Source organism: Leclercia sp. W6 (genome assembly GCF_003336345.1).
In the GTDB taxonomy this organism is placed as follows: domain Bacteria; phylum Pseudomonadota; class Gammaproteobacteria; order Enterobacterales; family Enterobacteriaceae; genus Enterobacter.
Genome location: NZ_CP031104.1, coordinates 1,483,855 through 1,498,469 on the forward strand (window position 1 = coordinate 1,483,855; position 14,615 = coordinate 1,498,469).

Sequence of the window (14,615 nt, forward strand, 5' to 3'; positions counted from 1 at the left end):
CCTCTGAGTGGCACAAAATTAGGGGGCAGCGCGACACCGTGGGTGCTGCTGTCTCCCGGGCTTTTGTCCCGCCGTGTAACCTCTCAGAGGTCGCCAGCTCTTGGACCAGTCATCCACATACGTGAACCGGAACCCTAGCCAGCTATTTTTCAGATTGTGTGGTGCACTGCCCTTTCACATTGGTTAAAGCAAAGGGTGTGCCAGAAATTTTTTATGAGGTTTATTAACAGGTTGGCGTTTTGTAAGCCTCAGGCTTCACCGTTTTGGGGAGGGCGTACGGGGATGGTGCACTGTGGTGGTGCCCTGGAGGGCGCTGAATAGCCGCGCCCTCCGGACTATCGGGTTACTTGTTATCTTTCTTATCTGAATCCATCATCATTTGCTCGGCTGACTTGAGGTGCTGCTCCACCACCGGGGTGTGCTCGTCGGCCAGGGCCTTCACATCGGGATCCTTGATGTTTTTGGCGTCACTTTGCAGCTTAGAGAGCACCATCTTATGATCCTTGGTGCCGGCATTTTCCATATACATCTTGTCAAAGTCGTCGCCGCTCGCTTTTTCCAGCTTATCTGCCATCGCTTTATGTTGCGCGTCCGGCTCGGTTGGCAGTGTCACACCTTTTTTCTCGGCGACGCCCTGCACTTTAGTCAGGGCATTACCGTGGTCGTCGACCATCTTCTGGGCGAAGGCTTTAACGTCGCTGCTCTGCGCCTTGCTCAGCGCGATTTTAGCGGCGGCAACCTCATTGATATTGGCCTGGGCCATATCCTTCAACGCTTTTTCGTCACCCGAGCTGAGCTTTTCGCCCGCTGCAGTCTGGCTTGTGGCGCTGCTCTGAGCGGCGCTTGTCGACTGGGCCTGCACACCGACGGTGCAGAACATCGCGGCTACTGCCGATGCGGTCAGCAGCATTTTCAGGTTATTACGTTTCTGCATAGAGTTCTCCTGATGGTCATAGGTAAGATTGATGTCAGGTCATTAACCGCGCGTCGCCTCCTGTGGAAATGACAACCGCAGTTGTCAGTATAGGGGATGATTCTCCTCCCCCTGATTTAATGGGAATATTTACCGCAGCCGGGTTTACGGGTGTATAGCAACGATTACGCTACTGGCTCAAGCTGCCTGGGGTCTTACTGACGGTGTACGATAAGATGCAACGTAATGCTTATGACCCTGTAATCAGCTCCATTTAACCTCCTCGAGAGAAAGTCTTAATTCGGCTGCGGTCTTTTTCCTCTTCTTCTGGCGCAGTAGTGTGCTCCTGAACCCGGCGTGACAAAACAATTCGCGTTCTGTCACCTGACACTTACCGCAATGAAATCAGGAGCAAATGATGAGCCGCTTACATGCCATCACCGAAGGCGAAGCAACCGGTAAAACCGCACAGCTGTTCAGCGCTATCAAAGGCAGCATGGGTAAAGTACCGAATGCTTATCTGACCATTGGCACGCATTCCCCGGAAATACTGGGCCAGATGCTGCAACTGAACGCCGCACTGCATAAGGGGAGTCTCAGTGCGCGTGAGCTGGAAGCCATTAACCTGGCGGTAAGCGAAGAGTCTGGCTGTGACTACTGCCTGGCGGCACATACGCTGATGGCAAAAAAGGCCGGATACACTGACGATCAGACGCATGAATTACGCGAAGCCCGCTTCAGCGAGGATGCGCACATTGATGCGCTGGTGAAGTTTGTTCAGTACCTGGTTTCATCCCGCGGTACCGTGGCGGCTGAGCACGTCGAGACCTTCCGTCAGGCGGGATTCAGCGAGCAGCAGGTCGTGGAAACTATCGGTGCCGTTAGCGCCATCCTGTTTACCAATATGGTTAACCGCGTGAACGACACCGTCGTCGATTTTCCCAAAGTGAGCTGAGGGTTCATAACGTCAGCGACGCAGGAGAGCGTAACCCCGCGCCTCTCCTGATTTTTTTACTTTTTAACGGGCCCGGTGCGTGAAGCGCCGGGCCTTTTTTCGTTAACGAAGATGTGGCGGGAGCGCCCCCTGCAACAGGTTTTGCCAGGCCCGGCGCGGCCTTGCTCAACAAGCAAGGCATTTTAAACCGATCGGTTTTTTTATTTTCTGGAGTCTGGCTTTTTTGATGCGCAGAACGCATATTAAAACGATTGGTTTTTGCTGCAAAAACAACCGCATGGCTGGGACAATATGAGGCCTTCCTGCTGGCTGCGCCCTTCAACAACCCCGCCTTTGACGGCTGTTTTCTGGTTAACGCCTCCCGCGAGCCTGTCGAAGCGCTGACCCTTGTGCGCAACTTCCGCAGCGCAATTGTGGCGCAGCCAGGGCTTAACATTTCTGAAGAGGACGCCGGAGAGAACCGCGACGTGATGGCTGACATTATCTGGTCTACCCTGCCCGCTAACGATAAGCCCTCTGTCAGCGTGGAACTGAAAACCTTTTCTACTCTGGAGCCTGCATGATACGTCTTGAAGATGTGACCTTGTTCGTCCGTTCCGCCGCGCTGGGCAGTTTTTCCAGCGCCGCGCGTGAAGCCGATATTCTCCCCGGCCAGGTCAGCGCGGCGGTCAATCGCCTTGAGCGGGATCTGAATAAACGGCTGTTTGCCCGCTCAACCCGCAGCCTGCGTCTCACCGCCGAAGGGGAAGCCTGGCTGCCCTATGCGCAGGAGATGCTGAATATTCTTCAGGCGGGCGCGGAGCGACTTCAGAGCGGAGAAAATGAAATCCAGGGTGAGCTAAAAATTTCCGTCCCCTCAGATCTCGGGCGTAACGTTTTACTGCCGGTGATCACCGCGTTCTGCGAGAAGCATCCCGGAGTATCGCTGCGCATATTCATGTCCGATAACGTCAGCGATGTGTTTCGCGATCCGGTGGACGTGGCTATCCGCTATGGCTTTCTGGAAAACAGCAGCTACGTTGCGCTGCCTCTGGCGGAAGATAACCGGCGCGTGCTGGTCGCCTCTCCCGCCTATCTGAATAAGAAGGGCCGCCCACGACAGCTCGACGATCTGGCTCTGCATCACTGTCTGCTTTATACGCTGAACGGTCATGTTTATGACAAATGGACCTTCCCGGAAAGGGGCGGCAAACGCCAGCTGACGGTGAGCAGCCGGATGCTGTGTGACGATGCGGATCTTGCCCGTCGCTGGGCCGTGGCGGGAATGGGTATTGCCTATAAATCCTGGATCGATGTCAGCGCCGACGTGCTGGCAGGCCGGCTTGAGGTGTTGCTGCCGGATCAGCCTGGGGAGGCGGTGCCACTTAACCTTATCTGCCCTCACCGTAAACAGTTCTCGCCTGCGATACGCGAGCTACATGCGCAGCTGCATGAAAAACTCAAAGCTATCACGGCGCTGATGCACACTCATCCTGCTTTTTTGCCGGGTGCTCAGGATGCGCAACCCGCGGACAGCGCCTGATAAAAGGCCATTTCAGGGAAATGGCCTTACTGGGCTTATTTTGACAGCGTTGCGGTCATATCAACCTGATTGCCGCTATCGCTTGCGGTGATTTTATATTCTGCCCCCGCCTGCTGTGCCTGGCGGGCAATGTGTGCTTCCGCATCATCCGGAAACACGCCGTCAACGTCTGTGTTCATCCTGGTTTCTTCCAGAGTGACCGCAGATACGTATTGGTCAAAGGAGTATCAGGAGACAATGATGCACCGGGTAGGCTTACTGATTTCCGATCATTTTCAGGTTCTGGGATTGTCCACGCTGAGTATCTTTGAGTTTGCGAACCAGGTAGCTGGCGAACCTTTTTATGATTGTAACGTTTATTCAGAGCGCGGCGGCTCTGTGAAAACCTCTTACGGCTTTGGCGTTGACAGCCAGCCAGTCGCTGCCAACATGGAGATTGATACCTGGCTGGTGGCGGGCGTGTTAACGCCCCTGGAGTTGCCAGCATCACCGGGTATCGTTGAGTTTCTGCAGACGCACGCCCCCCGGGCGAGACGGGTGGCGGGGATCTGTACCGGGGCGTTCGTGCTGGGTCAGGCGGGTCTGTTATCTGACCGTCGCGCCACCACTCACTGGGTGCACGCGCAGAGTCTCAAGACCCTGCATCCCACTACCCGCGTCGAAGAGGACCGCATCTTTATCATTGACGATTATATCTGGACCTCTGCGGGGCTTACCGCCGGCCTGGACATGGCGCTGGGCATGGTTGAGAAAGACCTGGGTGCCGAGGTGGCCCGTAGCGTGGCCCATCTGCTGGTGATGCACCATCGGCGTTCCGGCGGGCAGACGCAGCACTCTGAGATGCTGATGCTCGCCCCCCGCAGCGACCGTCTGCAGTCAGCCCTGGAGTATGCGCGTAACAACCTCAGCAAACCCCTGACCATCGAGAGCATTGCGGATGCGGTCCACGTCAGCGCGCGGCAGCTCAGCCGCCTGTTCCGCACTGAAACGGGAAAATCGCCAGCCAAAGCGATTGAAGGACTGCGGCTGGAAAATGCCCGACTGCTGATCGAGCAGAGCAAGCTGTCGATGGAGGTCATTGCCCGTGAATCCGGCTTCCGCGATCGCCGCCATATGCGCGAGGTCTTCATCCGGGGTTACGGCATTCCGCCCCAGTCGCTGCGTACCGGCAAAGCCTGATCGTCCTCTTTTTCTGGCTCCTCTCCCTCTCCACGCATGATGGCCGCTCTCCGGCCATCATGATGTCCGAAATCACGACCTTTCTCGTCAGCCACGTCGGCGCCTGACTGCGTAATATGTATTCACCAACCCGATAACTGACAAGGTGAACAACATGACGCAGCACACCCACCTGGTCCGCGCCACCGCCACGCCGTGCTGTGACAATGGCGCTCATCGGATTTGCTCGCGACCCACGCATTACCATTCCGTCCCTTAACGATTCTGCGAAGGAGTAAGACCATGAAACTGACCAATAACACTATCTTCATTACCGGCGGTACCTCGGGCATTGGCCGCGCGATGGCAGAAAAATTCCATCAGCTGGGTAACCAGGTGATCATCTCCGGGCGCCGGGAGGCGCTGCTGAAAGATGTCACCGCCGCCAGTCCGGGCATGGATTATGTGGTGCTGGATGTGACCCGCGCCGACAGCATTCAGGCCGCCGCAGAACAGGTGCTGACGCGCTATCCGGCCCTGAACGTGGTCATCAATAACGCCGGTATCATGCCGTTTGACAATGCGGCAGGCGAGCTGGATGACGCCCAGGCGGTTACGCTGCTGAACACTAACATTCTGGGGCCGGTGCGCGTCAGCGCGGCGTTTATTGAACACCTCAAACAGCAGCCGGACGCCGTATTGATCAACAACAGCTCGGTGCTGGCCTTCCTGCCGCTGGCCACCAACGCGCTCTATTCAGCGACGAAAGCCGCGATTCACTCCTACACCCTTTCCCAGCGCTTCCTGCTGCGCGACACCAGCGTACAGGTCATCGAAATTTCCCCGCCGTGGGTGGATACGGATCTGATTTACAAAAGTGGTGACCCGCGCGCCGTGCCGCTGGATGCATTCATCAGCGAGACGTTTGACAAGCTCGGCACAGACACCATTGAAGCTATCGTCGATCGTGTGCTGCCTGTGCGCGATAACCCGGGTGCAAACGAACATGCCCTGGTGAACCAGTTCAACCAGTCGGTCGCGGATAACCCAATCCCTGTTCAGTAAGCTCTGCAGGGGCCTCGCGCCCCTGTTCTTTTCCGGAGATGGATCATGAACGCTGTTATCACCGCTTCCCAGCGCCGCGCCCTGCGTGCGCTGAGCATCGCCTATTTTGTCCAGGCGACCGGTGCGCTCACTGTCGCGGGCAGCCTGCCCGCTATTTCCGCCGCCTGGCAGCTGACCGATGCACAGAGCGCACGCTTACTGAGTATTTTCGGCCTGACCTTTGCCCTGGCAGCCCCGCAGGTTCAGGTGATGTTTGGTCACTGGCGCCGCCGTCAGCTGGTGCTCACGGGCATCGGGCTTTTTGGTTCTGGCGCCTTCGCGTTTGCGCTGTCACCCTCCTACGATGCGCTCCTCGCCTCCCGCATACTGATGGGCGCAGGGGCAGGATTTATCGGCCCGGTGCTGGTTGCGCTGGGTGCAGAGCTGGTTCATGAAGAGCAACGCGGTCGCGCGATCGGCATGGTACTGCTGGGGGTATCGATGGCGAGCCTCGCCGGTATTCCCCTCGCCGCGTGGATTGCCAGCCTGTGGGGAGCAAAAGCGCTTTTTGCCCTAGTGGGCGTGGTAAGTCTGCTGAGCGGGCTGAATATTCTCCTGACAGTGCCGGATGAGAGCGCAGGGTCGCACATCCGTCTCACTGAGATGGTCAGCGTCCTGTCACAAGGCAAATACCTGACGGCATTCCTGGTAGTGTTTTTCATTACCTCCGGCGTTTACAGCTTTTATTCGTTCATCGCCCCGCTCATACGCGATACCTACACCGGCGGGACACAGGCTCTCTCCGCAGCGCTTGCGGTACTGGGCATCGCTGGCGTGCTGGGCAACCTCTGGGTCACCCGAGCCGCCGCGCGCTTCACGTCTGAAAGGTTGTTGATGGCGGGCATGACGCTGCTGGTTGTAGACACCGTGCTGATTGCCCTGCTGCCGAAAATGTTGGGCGTATTGCTGGTGATGCTCGTTGTCTGGGCCTTTGCCACCGATCTGCTCTGGCCCAGTCAGCAACGCAGGATCGTTGAACTGTCGTCTGTCCGCCACCGTGGTATCGCTCTGGCGCTGACCAGCGCCTTTATGTTCGGCGGCATCGGCTTTGGCTCGGCAGTAGCCTCGTGGGTTTATCCCCTGGCGGGGTTTTACGGGCTGGTCGGCATATCAATCTCCTTTATTTTGCTGGCGCTGATGAGCCTGTTGTTGTCAGAAAAGCTCAGAAAACCTGTGGTAATCGCTGAGCCCTGTAAAAATGAAGCCTGAGCGCAGGATCAGCGATGCTGAGATCCCTTCCAGATAATGGCGGGTATGATTCATCACCATAGCAAGCGGTTACTGTCGTGACGACGGCGACACGCGTGGGTCAACCTCTGATATTGCCCCACTTAAGCAGGGGTTCGAGCTTCCATTCATCTACAAAAACCCCATAAATATCATGCCATTATAGAAACAATTTTTAACATTACCTGTTTACATTGAAATGATTATTCATATCATCTTGATAATCACTATCACCTCTGCGGTGATGCTTTTGCGCTACGGGGCGTCCATGCCTCCGGCACGTTGAAAAATCAGGATGATCACAATAATGAAATCGCACAGTTATCGCGCGCTAAGTTCATGTTTATTCATGACATTGGCCGCCAATGCCTCTGCTGAAGTACAAAAAGATGAGACGCTGGTGGTCGCTGCCAGCCGTACCAATCACAGCATCGCCGACATGGCACAGACCACCTGGGTTGTGGAACAGGCTGAAATTGAACAGCAGGTTCAGGGGGGTAAGGAGCTCAAAGAGGTGCTGGCGCAGTTAATTCCCGGCATGGACGTCAGCAGCCAGGGGCGCACCAACTACGGGATGAATATGCGTGGTCGATCCATGATGGTGATGGTGGACGGCGTGCGTTTAAACTCCTCGCGCAGCGACAGCCGCCAGCTGGATTCTATCGATCCGTTTAATATTTCCCGCATCGAAGTCATTTCCGGCGCCACCTCCCTCTACGGCGGTGGCAGCACCGGCGGCTTAATCAATATCGTGACCAAAAAGGGCCAGCCGGAAACGGAAGTGGAGTTCCAGACCGGCCTGAAAACGGGCTTTAACAGCCATAACGATAATGACGAGAACGTCGCAGCGGCGGTCAGCGGTGGTAACGATAACGCTTCCGGACGTCTTTCAGTGGCTTATCAGCGCTTTGGCGGCTGGTACGATGGCAATGGCGATGAGGTGATCATTGATAACACCCAGACCGGTTTGCAATACTCTGACCGTCTGGACGTGATGGGCACCGGCACGCTGAATATCGACGATCATCAGCAGTTGCAGCTCACCACCCAGTATTACAAAAGTGAATCTGACGGTAAGCACGGCCTTTATCTGGGCGAGAACTTCTCGGCAGTAACGGGCGCGGGCAACGCCTATAACAAAAACAATCTCGACTCCGACCGTATTCCCGGCACCGAACGTCACCTGATTAACCTGCAATATTCCAATACCGATTTCTGGGGCCAGGATCTGCTCGCCCAGATTTACTACCGCGATGAGAGCCTGACCTATTACCCCTTCCCTACCCTTTCCGGCGGTCGGGTCACCAGCATTGGCGCGTCGCAGCAAAAAACCGATTTCTACGGCGGCAAGCTCACCATCAACAGCAAGCCGGTGGAGGCGTTGACGCTGACATGGGGTGTGGATGCCGAGCATGAAACTTTCGACGCCAACCAGCAATTTTTCGACCTCAACAAAGCGGCGGCCAGCGGGGGAATGAAGCTGGATAATGCCTATAACGTAGGACGCTATCCGGGCTACAGCATCACTAACCTCGCCCCGTTCCTGCAAAGTAGCTACGACTTCTCCGCGATCACCCTGAGCGGTGGCGTGCGCTATCAGTACACGGAAAACAAGGTCGATGATTTTATTGGCTACACGCAGCAGCAGGCCATTGCCACAGGCAGAGCGACCTCCGCAGACGCCGTGCCGGGCGGCAAGACGGATTACAACAACCTGCTGTTTAACGCCGGTATTCTGGGTCATCTGACCGAACGCCAGCAGCTGTGGTTTAACTTCTCCCAGGGCTTTGAGATCCCGGATCTGGCGAAATATTACGGCTCCGGCACCTATCAGCTGGTGAACGGCCATTATCGCCTGGTCAACAGCGTGAACGTGAACGACTCAAAACTCGATGGGATCAAGGTTGATGCCTACGAGCTGGGCTGGCGTTACACCGGGGATAACCTGCGTACGCAGATTGCCGGGTATTACTCTCTGTCTGACAAAACCATCAACATTAATAAAAGCGACATGACCATCAACGTTGAAGATGACGAACGTCGTATCTACGGTGTTGAAGGCCAGATCGACTATTTCTTCACTGACAGCGAGTGGAGCACCGGCACAAACTTCAACGTCATCAAATCGGAAACCCGCGTCGACGGAAAATGGGAGAAGCTGACGGTAGACAGCGCCAGCCCGTCCAAAATGAGCGCATGGGTCACCTGGGCGCCGGGCGACTGGACGTTGCGTGTGCAAAGCACCCAGACGTTCGATCTGTCTGATGAAGCCGGTAAGAAGATCGATGGTTATAACACCGTGGACTTCCTAGGCAGTTATCTTCTGCCGGTCGGTAAGCTGAGCTTCAGCGTCGAAAATCTGCTGGATGAAGATTACACCACCGCATGGGGCCAGCGCGCACCGGGTCTGTATAGCCCAACCTACGGTGCTGAAAACCTCTATACCTACAAAGGCCGTGGCCGTACCTTTGGCCTGAACTACTCGGTTCTGTTCTGATAGTAAATGCCGCCTGCAATGCGGGCGGCAGTTCGGCCCTTTTACGTTACACTCTGGATCCTGAGCAACCCACCCGCTACTGCTGAGAGGATCGTGTATGCCTGCACGGGATTTATCCAGAATGGGTGCCGCCAACGTGGCGCTAACGGTCAGCCATAGCGGTCAGGCCGTTATTGAAAAGTCTCCTGTTGGCGCGGTGGAGTTTGGTTTCTATCAGAACGCTGCCACGGCGCTTAACGAGGTGGGCATTGCGACCCCGGCGCTCTTTTCCGCCGATGCCACCCTGCGCAAATTATGCATGGAGTATATTCCTTACCCGGTTGAACAGTCTAATGTCGCCAGTGATGAGGTTCTCACGATGCTGGCACGTCTGCACCGTTATCCAGTGAATACCGCATGGCACTACCACCCGCACTCATGGTCAGAAAGGGCGCTCGAAAAAGCGCTCATCCTGCTGGCGTTACCTGAACAAAGCGCACGGCAGCTTCAGCAATTTCAGCAGCGTAGTGATGTGCTGTTTAGCGGCCACCGTCTGATTTCAGGGGACAGCAATGCGGGTAACTGGGGAAGAAGAGAAAATGGTGGGGTCGTGCTGTTCGACTGGGAACGGTTTGGAAAAGGGACTCCTGCTATCGACCTTGCCCCACTTATAAAGGGAATGGGGACGATGCGCGCGTATGCAGACCTCGCTGAACGCTACTGCACGTTAACGTATCACCATAGTGTCAATGAATTAACGAGAGAAATTGCCATCGCTAAGGCATGGATTGTCACGGAAGTCATTGTGTTACTTTACGAGCGGCAAAAGAGCGCGTTCTCCTTGTATCAAACCTGGTATCAATCACACCTTCCTGACTGGTTAGAGGACACCGCACGACGATTATGAATACAGTCATTCGGGCGACCTTGACAGGCATCATTACCCCGGTGAAAATGCTGTACATTAAAACAGTATTGATAAGGGGTATGTGATGTTCGTTGAACTGGTGTACGACAAACGAAATGTTGCCGGGCTTCCGGGCGCCAGGGAGATCATCCTGGCTGAACTGACGAAGCGAGTGCATCGGATCTTTCCGGATGCCGAGGTAAAGGTTAAGCCGATGCAGGCGAACGGTCTGAATAGCGATGCCAGTAAAAGCGATCGGGAAAAGCTGAACCGTATGCTCGAAGAGATGTTTGAAGAAGCCGATATGTGGCTGGTTGCCGATTAAGCTCAGAAAGCCGCGCATAATCATAGCAGGTGCCGGAGACCGCTTCGTGCCAGAAGCCGTTACTGGCCCCTTCATTATGACCTGCCGGTTATAAACCTTTTAAGATTGAGAACGTTTAAAGACGTTTTGGCCGTGTTGCGAAGTAGACAACCGCTGCTCCGATAGCGACGATGAGCGTATCTTCAATTATGCCACTTCTGGTCTGCCCAATTTCTGCTATGGCTTTTTTGCGTGCCGCAAGTGTGGCATAGGCAAGTGGCACAGCGGCAGAGATAGCGATTGCTGCCCCGGTTTTTTCTTCTCCCTTGGGTGCCAACGCGGCGCCCGCAATTCCTGCACTGGCCACACGCGCTGACAAGCCCAAAAACACGGTGCGGTCTGGCGCTGACTTCATCTTGTCGCCAAACAGCTCACCTGCCCCCATCGCTAACGCGCCAAATTTGAATAACGGACGGTCCAACAGCATGAGGCTCCCCGGTGTGTCGCGCCTGGCAAGGCGTGCTGCTGCGAGGGCCGCCATCGGCGTCATAGAACGGCAACTGGCGACAACGCCAATTAAAGCGGAATATACAAACCTGGTTATTTTCATTATCAATCTCCCGGATAAACAGAATTTTATTAATTCTTAAGTGTTATTGGGGGCAAGTCAGTCCCTCTCGGCCTCACTGACTTATTTATATGGCCACGTTATTTGAACGCTTTCAGCTGAGTGTTGACCAGGGTGCAGCTTCCTGTGCAATTTCAACTGCAATAGTCATTATAGATGAACGGCCTGATATAGCCGATTTCCTGGAGATATCAGCTCTGATTAGTTAGCTTATGTGCCAGAGCATTATGCTCAGCATTGGCTACCTGCCCGGCATCGGAGAACCGTAATGGATGACTGGACAATAACCTCATAAGGTGTCGCGCTTTACTTCGCGCATAATCATTATTTGCCTGCACTTTAGGGTTATTGCTCGACACAGTAATAAACGTTTGGGAAGTGCTGAATAGTGTCATCAAAGGGGCGGCAAGCCCCTAAGACATCGCCTGCAATCAGTGCGTCGTAATATAGGGCTCTTTCACAAACGCAGCCAGCAACCAGACCAGATCGTGCAGCAGACCGGTCAGCCCTTTCGCGACGCTGGCAGGAAGGGTTCCGCACATAATCGCTTGCGTCAGGTCCAGAGCATAATCCACCTGGATCGCGGTCTCCTGCCAGCAGTCCGGCACGCAGGAGGCGAGTTTTTCCCCTTCGATAAGTTGGGCTATCAGGTGCGGCGGAAGGTCGGCGTCACTGAGGTGTCGCAGCTGACGAAGGGTTTGCAGCAGGCGTTCACAGAGTGCAGCGCGGGTTGCGGCATCATCGGTTTCGAGCAGCACGCTCACCAGGGCGGCGCAACGATCGACGGTTGCGAAAAGGTCCGCATCGGCCGGCACCGGGTGGGTAATAAGTTGCTGAATAACGCTTTCGTCAGACTGCAGATGAGTCAGGGTTGGAACAGTAGCCATCATAAAACTTCCTCTATATGTTGTTTTGTTAACCACCCGTTAGTTCCTACGCTCGGGGGTAGCGCTGACGGAGGTAGGAATACCGCCCACATAGAAAACGGCCAGCCATACAGCTGCTCCGCCAGCGCCACCATGATTTTAAAAGGGGAATGCGCTGTGGCGACAAAACACGATCGCTTTATGCCCACGGGTTCCTACGCCCGGTTGCGGATATGCCGCAATGCAAAGACTTTACGGCCCTGATTACGTGAAGAAAAGAGTTAATCCTGAATTACACAGGGTTAATTTGGGGTTTGCGAGGCGCCTTCCAGAAATGGTTTGCCGGCGGCGCTTCGCAACCCCGGCCTGGAAATCTACATTCTCAGCGTATCGATCACCGCTCTTAAAGCGGGCGATACGTTGCGATGGGGATAATAGAGGAAGAGCCCGTCCATGCGCAGGCTGTAGCGCTGCAACACCCGAATCAGCGTCCCGCGTTCTAAATCATCTGCCACCAGCTCAACCGGCACGTAAGCCAGACCCAGGCCCAGCCGGGCGGCCTCGGCTTCCATGTAGCTGTCGGACAGAGCCCACTGCCCCTCGGGACGATGCCTGACGCTCTTACCCTCCTGAACCAGTTCCCACTGGTAAAGGCTGCCGTCGGCAAACTGGTAGGCAATGCAGGGGTGGGCCGCTAAATCCGCAGGCGTTTGCGGAAAGCCGTAGCGACGCAAATGATCGGGAGTACCGACCACCGCCATCTCCATGTCGGGCGTAATGCGCACCGCGACCATCCCCTGCCCCACCTCCGGCCCAAGCCGGACCCCGGCATCGAATCGTTCGGCAATGATGTCGACGAAGCGGCTCTCATTCATCAGCTCCAGGCGGATATCGGGGTAACGCTGCTTAAATACCGCCAGCTTTGGCAACAGACATTTATCAATGGCATGCTGGCTGGCGTTAATGCGTACCGTCCCGGAAGGCGTTTCGCGGTAGTGCGCCAGTGTGGCAAGCCCGGTATCCAGAGCATCGAAGGCAGATTCTGTCGCCTGATAAAGCTGCTCCCCCGCCTGGGTCAGGGAGAGTCTGCGCGTGGTGCGCACCAGCAGTTGCACGCCCAGCCGCTCTTCCAGGTCGCGAACAGAGCGGCTGATCCCCGACTGCGCCAGCCCCAGCCGCTGGGCGGCAGCGGTAAAGCTGCCCTCTCGCGCCACCTGCATAAACAGATACAGTTCGTTGTAATTTTCCCGCTTCGCCATCATGCCCCACCAATTTATAACAATATGGTATGAATCCTAGCAGTTTTCGCCCTCTAATCATCACTATTTCTGCTAACTATACTGGCCTCAACATCACAACACAGCCCGGTACCTCTTATGAAAACATTCACCCAAAAACTGTCAGCGGCCATGCCTGCAATGCTGCTATGCGCCTCTTTAAGTGGAGTAACAACCATGAGTTATGCAGAGACAACCAATCCGAACGCCCCGGTATCGATGGTCACCACATGGGACAAAACCTTTGCTGAAAGCAAAAAGGTCGATCACCGTAAAGTCACCTTCCAGACCCGCTACGGCATTACGCTCGTGGGCGATCTCTATCTGCCGAAAGACCGGGGCGATCGCAAGCTGGCGGCGATCGCGGTCAGCGGACCGTTCGGCGCGGTGAAAGAGCAGTCCAGCGGCCTCTATGCCCAGACCCTGGCGGAGAAGGGCTTTGTCACCCTGGCATTCGATCCCTCTTACACCGGCGAAAGTGGCGGCCAGCCACGTAACGTCGCTTCTCCCGATATCAACACCGAAGATTTCAGTGCCGCGGTGGACTTCCTCGGATTACAAAAAGAGGTGGATCGTAACCGCATCGGTATCCTTGGCATCTGCGGCTGGGGCGGCATGGCGCTGAACGCAGCCTCCATGGACACCCGCGTGAAAGCGGTCGCCACCAGCGTAATGTACGACATGAGCCGGGCGATGGGCCACGGCGTGGGCGATGGTAAAGACCGCTACTCGGCAGCCGATCGCCATGCTGTTCTCGAGTATCTGAACGAGCAGCGCTGGAAAGACGCAGAGAGCGGCACCTTTGCCCATGCCGGACATGATATTTATGTCGAAAACGGCAAAGCGACCGCCGCTGATCGTATTCTGCCGGAAGCGTTACCTGCCGATCCGCATCCGGTACTGAAAGAGTTCTTTGATTACTACCGGGTGCCGCGTGGTTTCCACGAGCGCTCCGTAAACTCCACCGGCGCATGGACCGCGACCATGCCACTGTCGTTTATGAACATGCCGCTTTTGAGCTATGCCAAAGAGATCACCATCCCGACACTTATCGTCACTGGTGAAAAGGCGCACTCGCGCTACTTTGCTGAAGATGCCTACAAAGCCGTCGGCAGCAAGCAGAAAGAGCTGGTGGTCGTCCCGGGCGCTAACCATGTCGATCTCTACGACAACGTCGCCGGTAAGATCCCGTTTGCGCAGTTTGAGCAGTTCTTCAAAACCAGCCTGAAGTAATCCTCTCCGCCACCTGTCCCTGGCAGGTGGCGTTGTTTTCCCCCT

At 55.6% G+C, this 14,615-nt stretch carries 15 protein-coding genes and 1 riboswitch; of the genes, 10 read left to right on the plus strand and 5 right to left on the minus strand.

The window, feature by feature from the left end; genetic code table 11:
• Positions 1–50 precede the first annotated feature (50 nt).
• A riboswitch (guanidine-I (ykkC/yxkD leader) is annotated at positions 51–149 on the minus strand.
• A 194-nt stretch (positions 150–343) separates the two neighbouring features.
• Positions 344–934: a DUF4142 domain-containing protein gene (locus DVA43_RS07235; RefSeq protein WP_114315103.1), complete on the minus strand. Its 591-nt coding sequence runs from the start codon at positions 932–934 to the stop codon at positions 344–346.
• 397 nt (positions 935–1,331) lie between these two features.
• On the opposite strand from DVA43_RS07235, the gene DVA43_RS07240 reads away from it, so the two are divergent.
• From DVA43_RS07240 to DVA43_RS07250, 3 genes are all read left to right on the plus strand, one after another.
• The gene (locus DVA43_RS07240; protein ID WP_114315104.1) at positions 1,332–1,868 is read left to right on the plus strand and encodes a carboxymuconolactone decarboxylase family protein; all 537 of its coding nucleotides are present in this window, start codon (positions 1,332–1,334) and stop codon (positions 1,866–1,868) included.
• A 251-nt stretch (positions 1,869–2,119) separates the two neighbouring features.
• Positions 2,120–2,431 carry a hypothetical protein gene (locus tag DVA43_RS07245; RefSeq protein ID WP_114315105.1) on the plus strand — a complete coding sequence of 104 codons (312 nt, stop codon included), beginning with the start codon at positions 2,120–2,122 and terminating at the stop codon, positions 2,429–2,431.
• Positions 2,428–3,390 carry a LysR family transcriptional regulator gene (locus DVA43_RS07250; protein WP_114315106.1) on the plus strand — a complete coding sequence of 321 codons (963 nt, stop codon included), beginning with the start codon at positions 2,428–2,430 and terminating at the stop codon, positions 3,388–3,390. The genes DVA43_RS07245 and DVA43_RS07250 overlap by 4 nt, the downstream gene beginning before the upstream one ends.
• A 35-nt stretch (positions 3,391–3,425) precedes the next feature.
• Here DVA43_RS07250 and DVA43_RS07255 read toward each other — a convergent pair whose 3' ends face one another.
• On the minus strand, positions 3,426–3,569 hold the full coding sequence (locus tag DVA43_RS07255; RefSeq protein WP_114315107.1) for a YdgH/BhsA/McbA-like domain containing protein: 144 nt from the start codon (positions 3,567–3,569) through the stop codon (positions 3,426–3,428).
• Positions 3,570–3,630: 61 nt separating this feature from the next.
• On the opposite strand from DVA43_RS07255, the gene DVA43_RS07260 reads away from it, so the two are divergent.
• The 6 genes from DVA43_RS07260 to DVA43_RS07285 all read left to right on the plus strand — a co-directional run bounded on the left by DVA43_RS07260 (position 3,631) and on the right by DVA43_RS07285 (position 10,587).
• Positions 3,631–4,569, plus strand: coding sequence for a GlxA family transcriptional regulator (locus DVA43_RS07260; protein WP_114315108.1), 939 nt, complete (start codon positions 3,631–3,633; stop codon positions 4,567–4,569).
• A gap of 282 nt (positions 4,570–4,851) precedes the next feature.
• The gene (locus DVA43_RS07265) at positions 4,852–5,613 is read left to right on the plus strand and encodes an SDR family oxidoreductase (protein WP_114315109.1); all 762 of its coding nucleotides are present in this window, start codon (positions 4,852–4,854) and stop codon (positions 5,611–5,613) included.
• A 45-nt stretch (positions 5,614–5,658) separates the two neighbouring features.
• Positions 5,659–6,861, plus strand: coding sequence for an MFS transporter (locus DVA43_RS07270; protein ID WP_114315110.1), 1,203 nt, complete (start codon positions 5,659–5,661; stop codon positions 6,859–6,861).
• 325 nt (positions 6,862–7,186) lie between these two features.
• Positions 7,187–9,376 carry a TonB-dependent siderophore receptor gene (locus DVA43_RS07275; RefSeq protein ID WP_103824491.1) on the plus strand — a complete coding sequence of 730 codons (2,190 nt, stop codon included), beginning with the start codon at positions 7,187–7,189 and terminating at the stop codon, positions 9,374–9,376.
• A 97-nt stretch (positions 9,377–9,473) separates the two neighbouring features.
• Positions 9,474–10,262 carry a phosphotransferase family protein gene (locus DVA43_RS07280; protein ID WP_114315111.1) on the plus strand — a complete coding sequence of 263 codons (789 nt, stop codon included), beginning with the start codon at positions 9,474–9,476 and terminating at the stop codon, positions 10,260–10,262.
• Positions 10,263–10,347: 85 nt separating this feature from the next.
• Positions 10,348–10,587: a DinI family protein gene (locus DVA43_RS07285; protein ID WP_103179457.1), complete on the plus strand. Its 240-nt coding sequence runs from the start codon at positions 10,348–10,350 to the stop codon at positions 10,585–10,587.
• A gap of 115 nt (positions 10,588–10,702) precedes the next feature.
• Here the strand turns inward: DVA43_RS07285 and DVA43_RS07290 are convergent, their stop codons facing one another.
• The 3 genes from DVA43_RS07290 to DVA43_RS07300 all read right to left on the minus strand — a co-directional run bounded on the left by DVA43_RS07290 (position 10,703) and on the right by DVA43_RS07300 (position 13,319).
• A complete protein-coding gene (locus DVA43_RS07290; protein ID WP_114315112.1) occupies positions 10,703–11,176 on the minus strand; it encodes a hypothetical protein in 474 nt (157 codons plus the stop codon).
• A gap of 449 nt (positions 11,177–11,625) precedes the next feature.
• Positions 11,626–12,081, minus strand: coding sequence for a hypothetical protein (locus tag DVA43_RS07295; RefSeq protein WP_114317093.1), 456 nt, complete (start codon positions 12,079–12,081; stop codon positions 11,626–11,628).
• A 353-nt stretch (positions 12,082–12,434) separates the two neighbouring features.
• A complete protein-coding gene (locus DVA43_RS07300; protein WP_103824494.1) occupies positions 12,435–13,319 on the minus strand; it encodes a LysR family transcriptional regulator in 885 nt (294 codons plus the stop codon).
• Between the two features lie 117 nt (positions 13,320–13,436).
• Here DVA43_RS07300 and DVA43_RS07305 point away from each other — a divergent pair, with 117 nt between their 5' ends.
• Positions 13,437–14,570, plus strand: coding sequence for an alpha/beta hydrolase (locus DVA43_RS07305; protein WP_114315113.1), 1,134 nt, complete (start codon positions 13,437–13,439; stop codon positions 14,568–14,570).
• Positions 14,571–14,615: the final 45 nt, after the last annotated feature.

Bases quoted from the DNA above. Each gene is read 5' to 3' on its own strand.
- DVA43_RS07240 (WP_114315104.1), top strand. From the start codon at position 1,332: ATGAGCCGCTTACATGCCATCACCGAAGGCGAAGCAACCGGTAAAACC.
- DVA43_RS07285 (WP_103179457.1), top strand. From the start codon at position 10,348: ATGTTCGTTGAACTGGTGTACGACAAACGAAATGTTGCCGGGCTTCCG.
- DVA43_RS07300 (WP_103824494.1), bottom strand. From the start codon at position 13,319: ATGGCGAAGCGGGAAAATTACAACGAACTGTATCTGTTTATGCAGGTG.
- DVA43_RS07280 (WP_114315111.1), top strand. From the start codon at position 9,474: ATGCCTGCACGGGATTTATCCAGAATGGGTGCCGCCAACGTGGCGCTA.
- DVA43_RS07255 (WP_114315107.1), bottom strand. From the start codon at position 3,569: ATGAACACAGACGTTGACGGCGTGTTTCCGGATGATGCGGAAGCACAC.
- DVA43_RS07295 (WP_114317093.1), bottom strand. From the start codon at position 12,081: ATGGCTACTGTTCCAACCCTGACTCATCTGCAGTCTGACGAAAGCGTT.
- DVA43_RS07235 (WP_114315103.1), bottom strand. From the start codon at position 934: ATGCAGAAACGTAATAACCTGAAAATGCTGCTGACCGCATCGGCAGTA.
- DVA43_RS07305 (WP_114315113.1), top strand. From the start codon at position 13,437: ATGAAAACATTCACCCAAAAACTGTCAGCGGCCATGCCTGCAATGCTG.
- DVA43_RS07260 (WP_114315108.1), top strand. From the start codon at position 3,631: ATGCACCGGGTAGGCTTACTGATTTCCGATCATTTTCAGGTTCTGGGA.
- DVA43_RS07275 (WP_103824491.1), top strand. From the start codon at position 7,187: ATGAAATCGCACAGTTATCGCGCGCTAAGTTCATGTTTATTCATGACA.
- DVA43_RS07290 (WP_114315112.1), bottom strand. From the start codon at position 11,176: ATGAAAATAACCAGGTTTGTATATTCCGCTTTAATTGGCGTTGTCGCC.
- DVA43_RS07250 (WP_114315106.1), top strand. From the start codon at position 2,428: ATGATACGTCTTGAAGATGTGACCTTGTTCGTCCGTTCCGCCGCGCTG.
- DVA43_RS07270 (WP_114315110.1), top strand. From the start codon at position 5,659: ATGAACGCTGTTATCACCGCTTCCCAGCGCCGCGCCCTGCGTGCGCTG.
- DVA43_RS07265 (WP_114315109.1), top strand. From the start codon at position 4,852: ATGAAACTGACCAATAACACTATCTTCATTACCGGCGGTACCTCGGGC.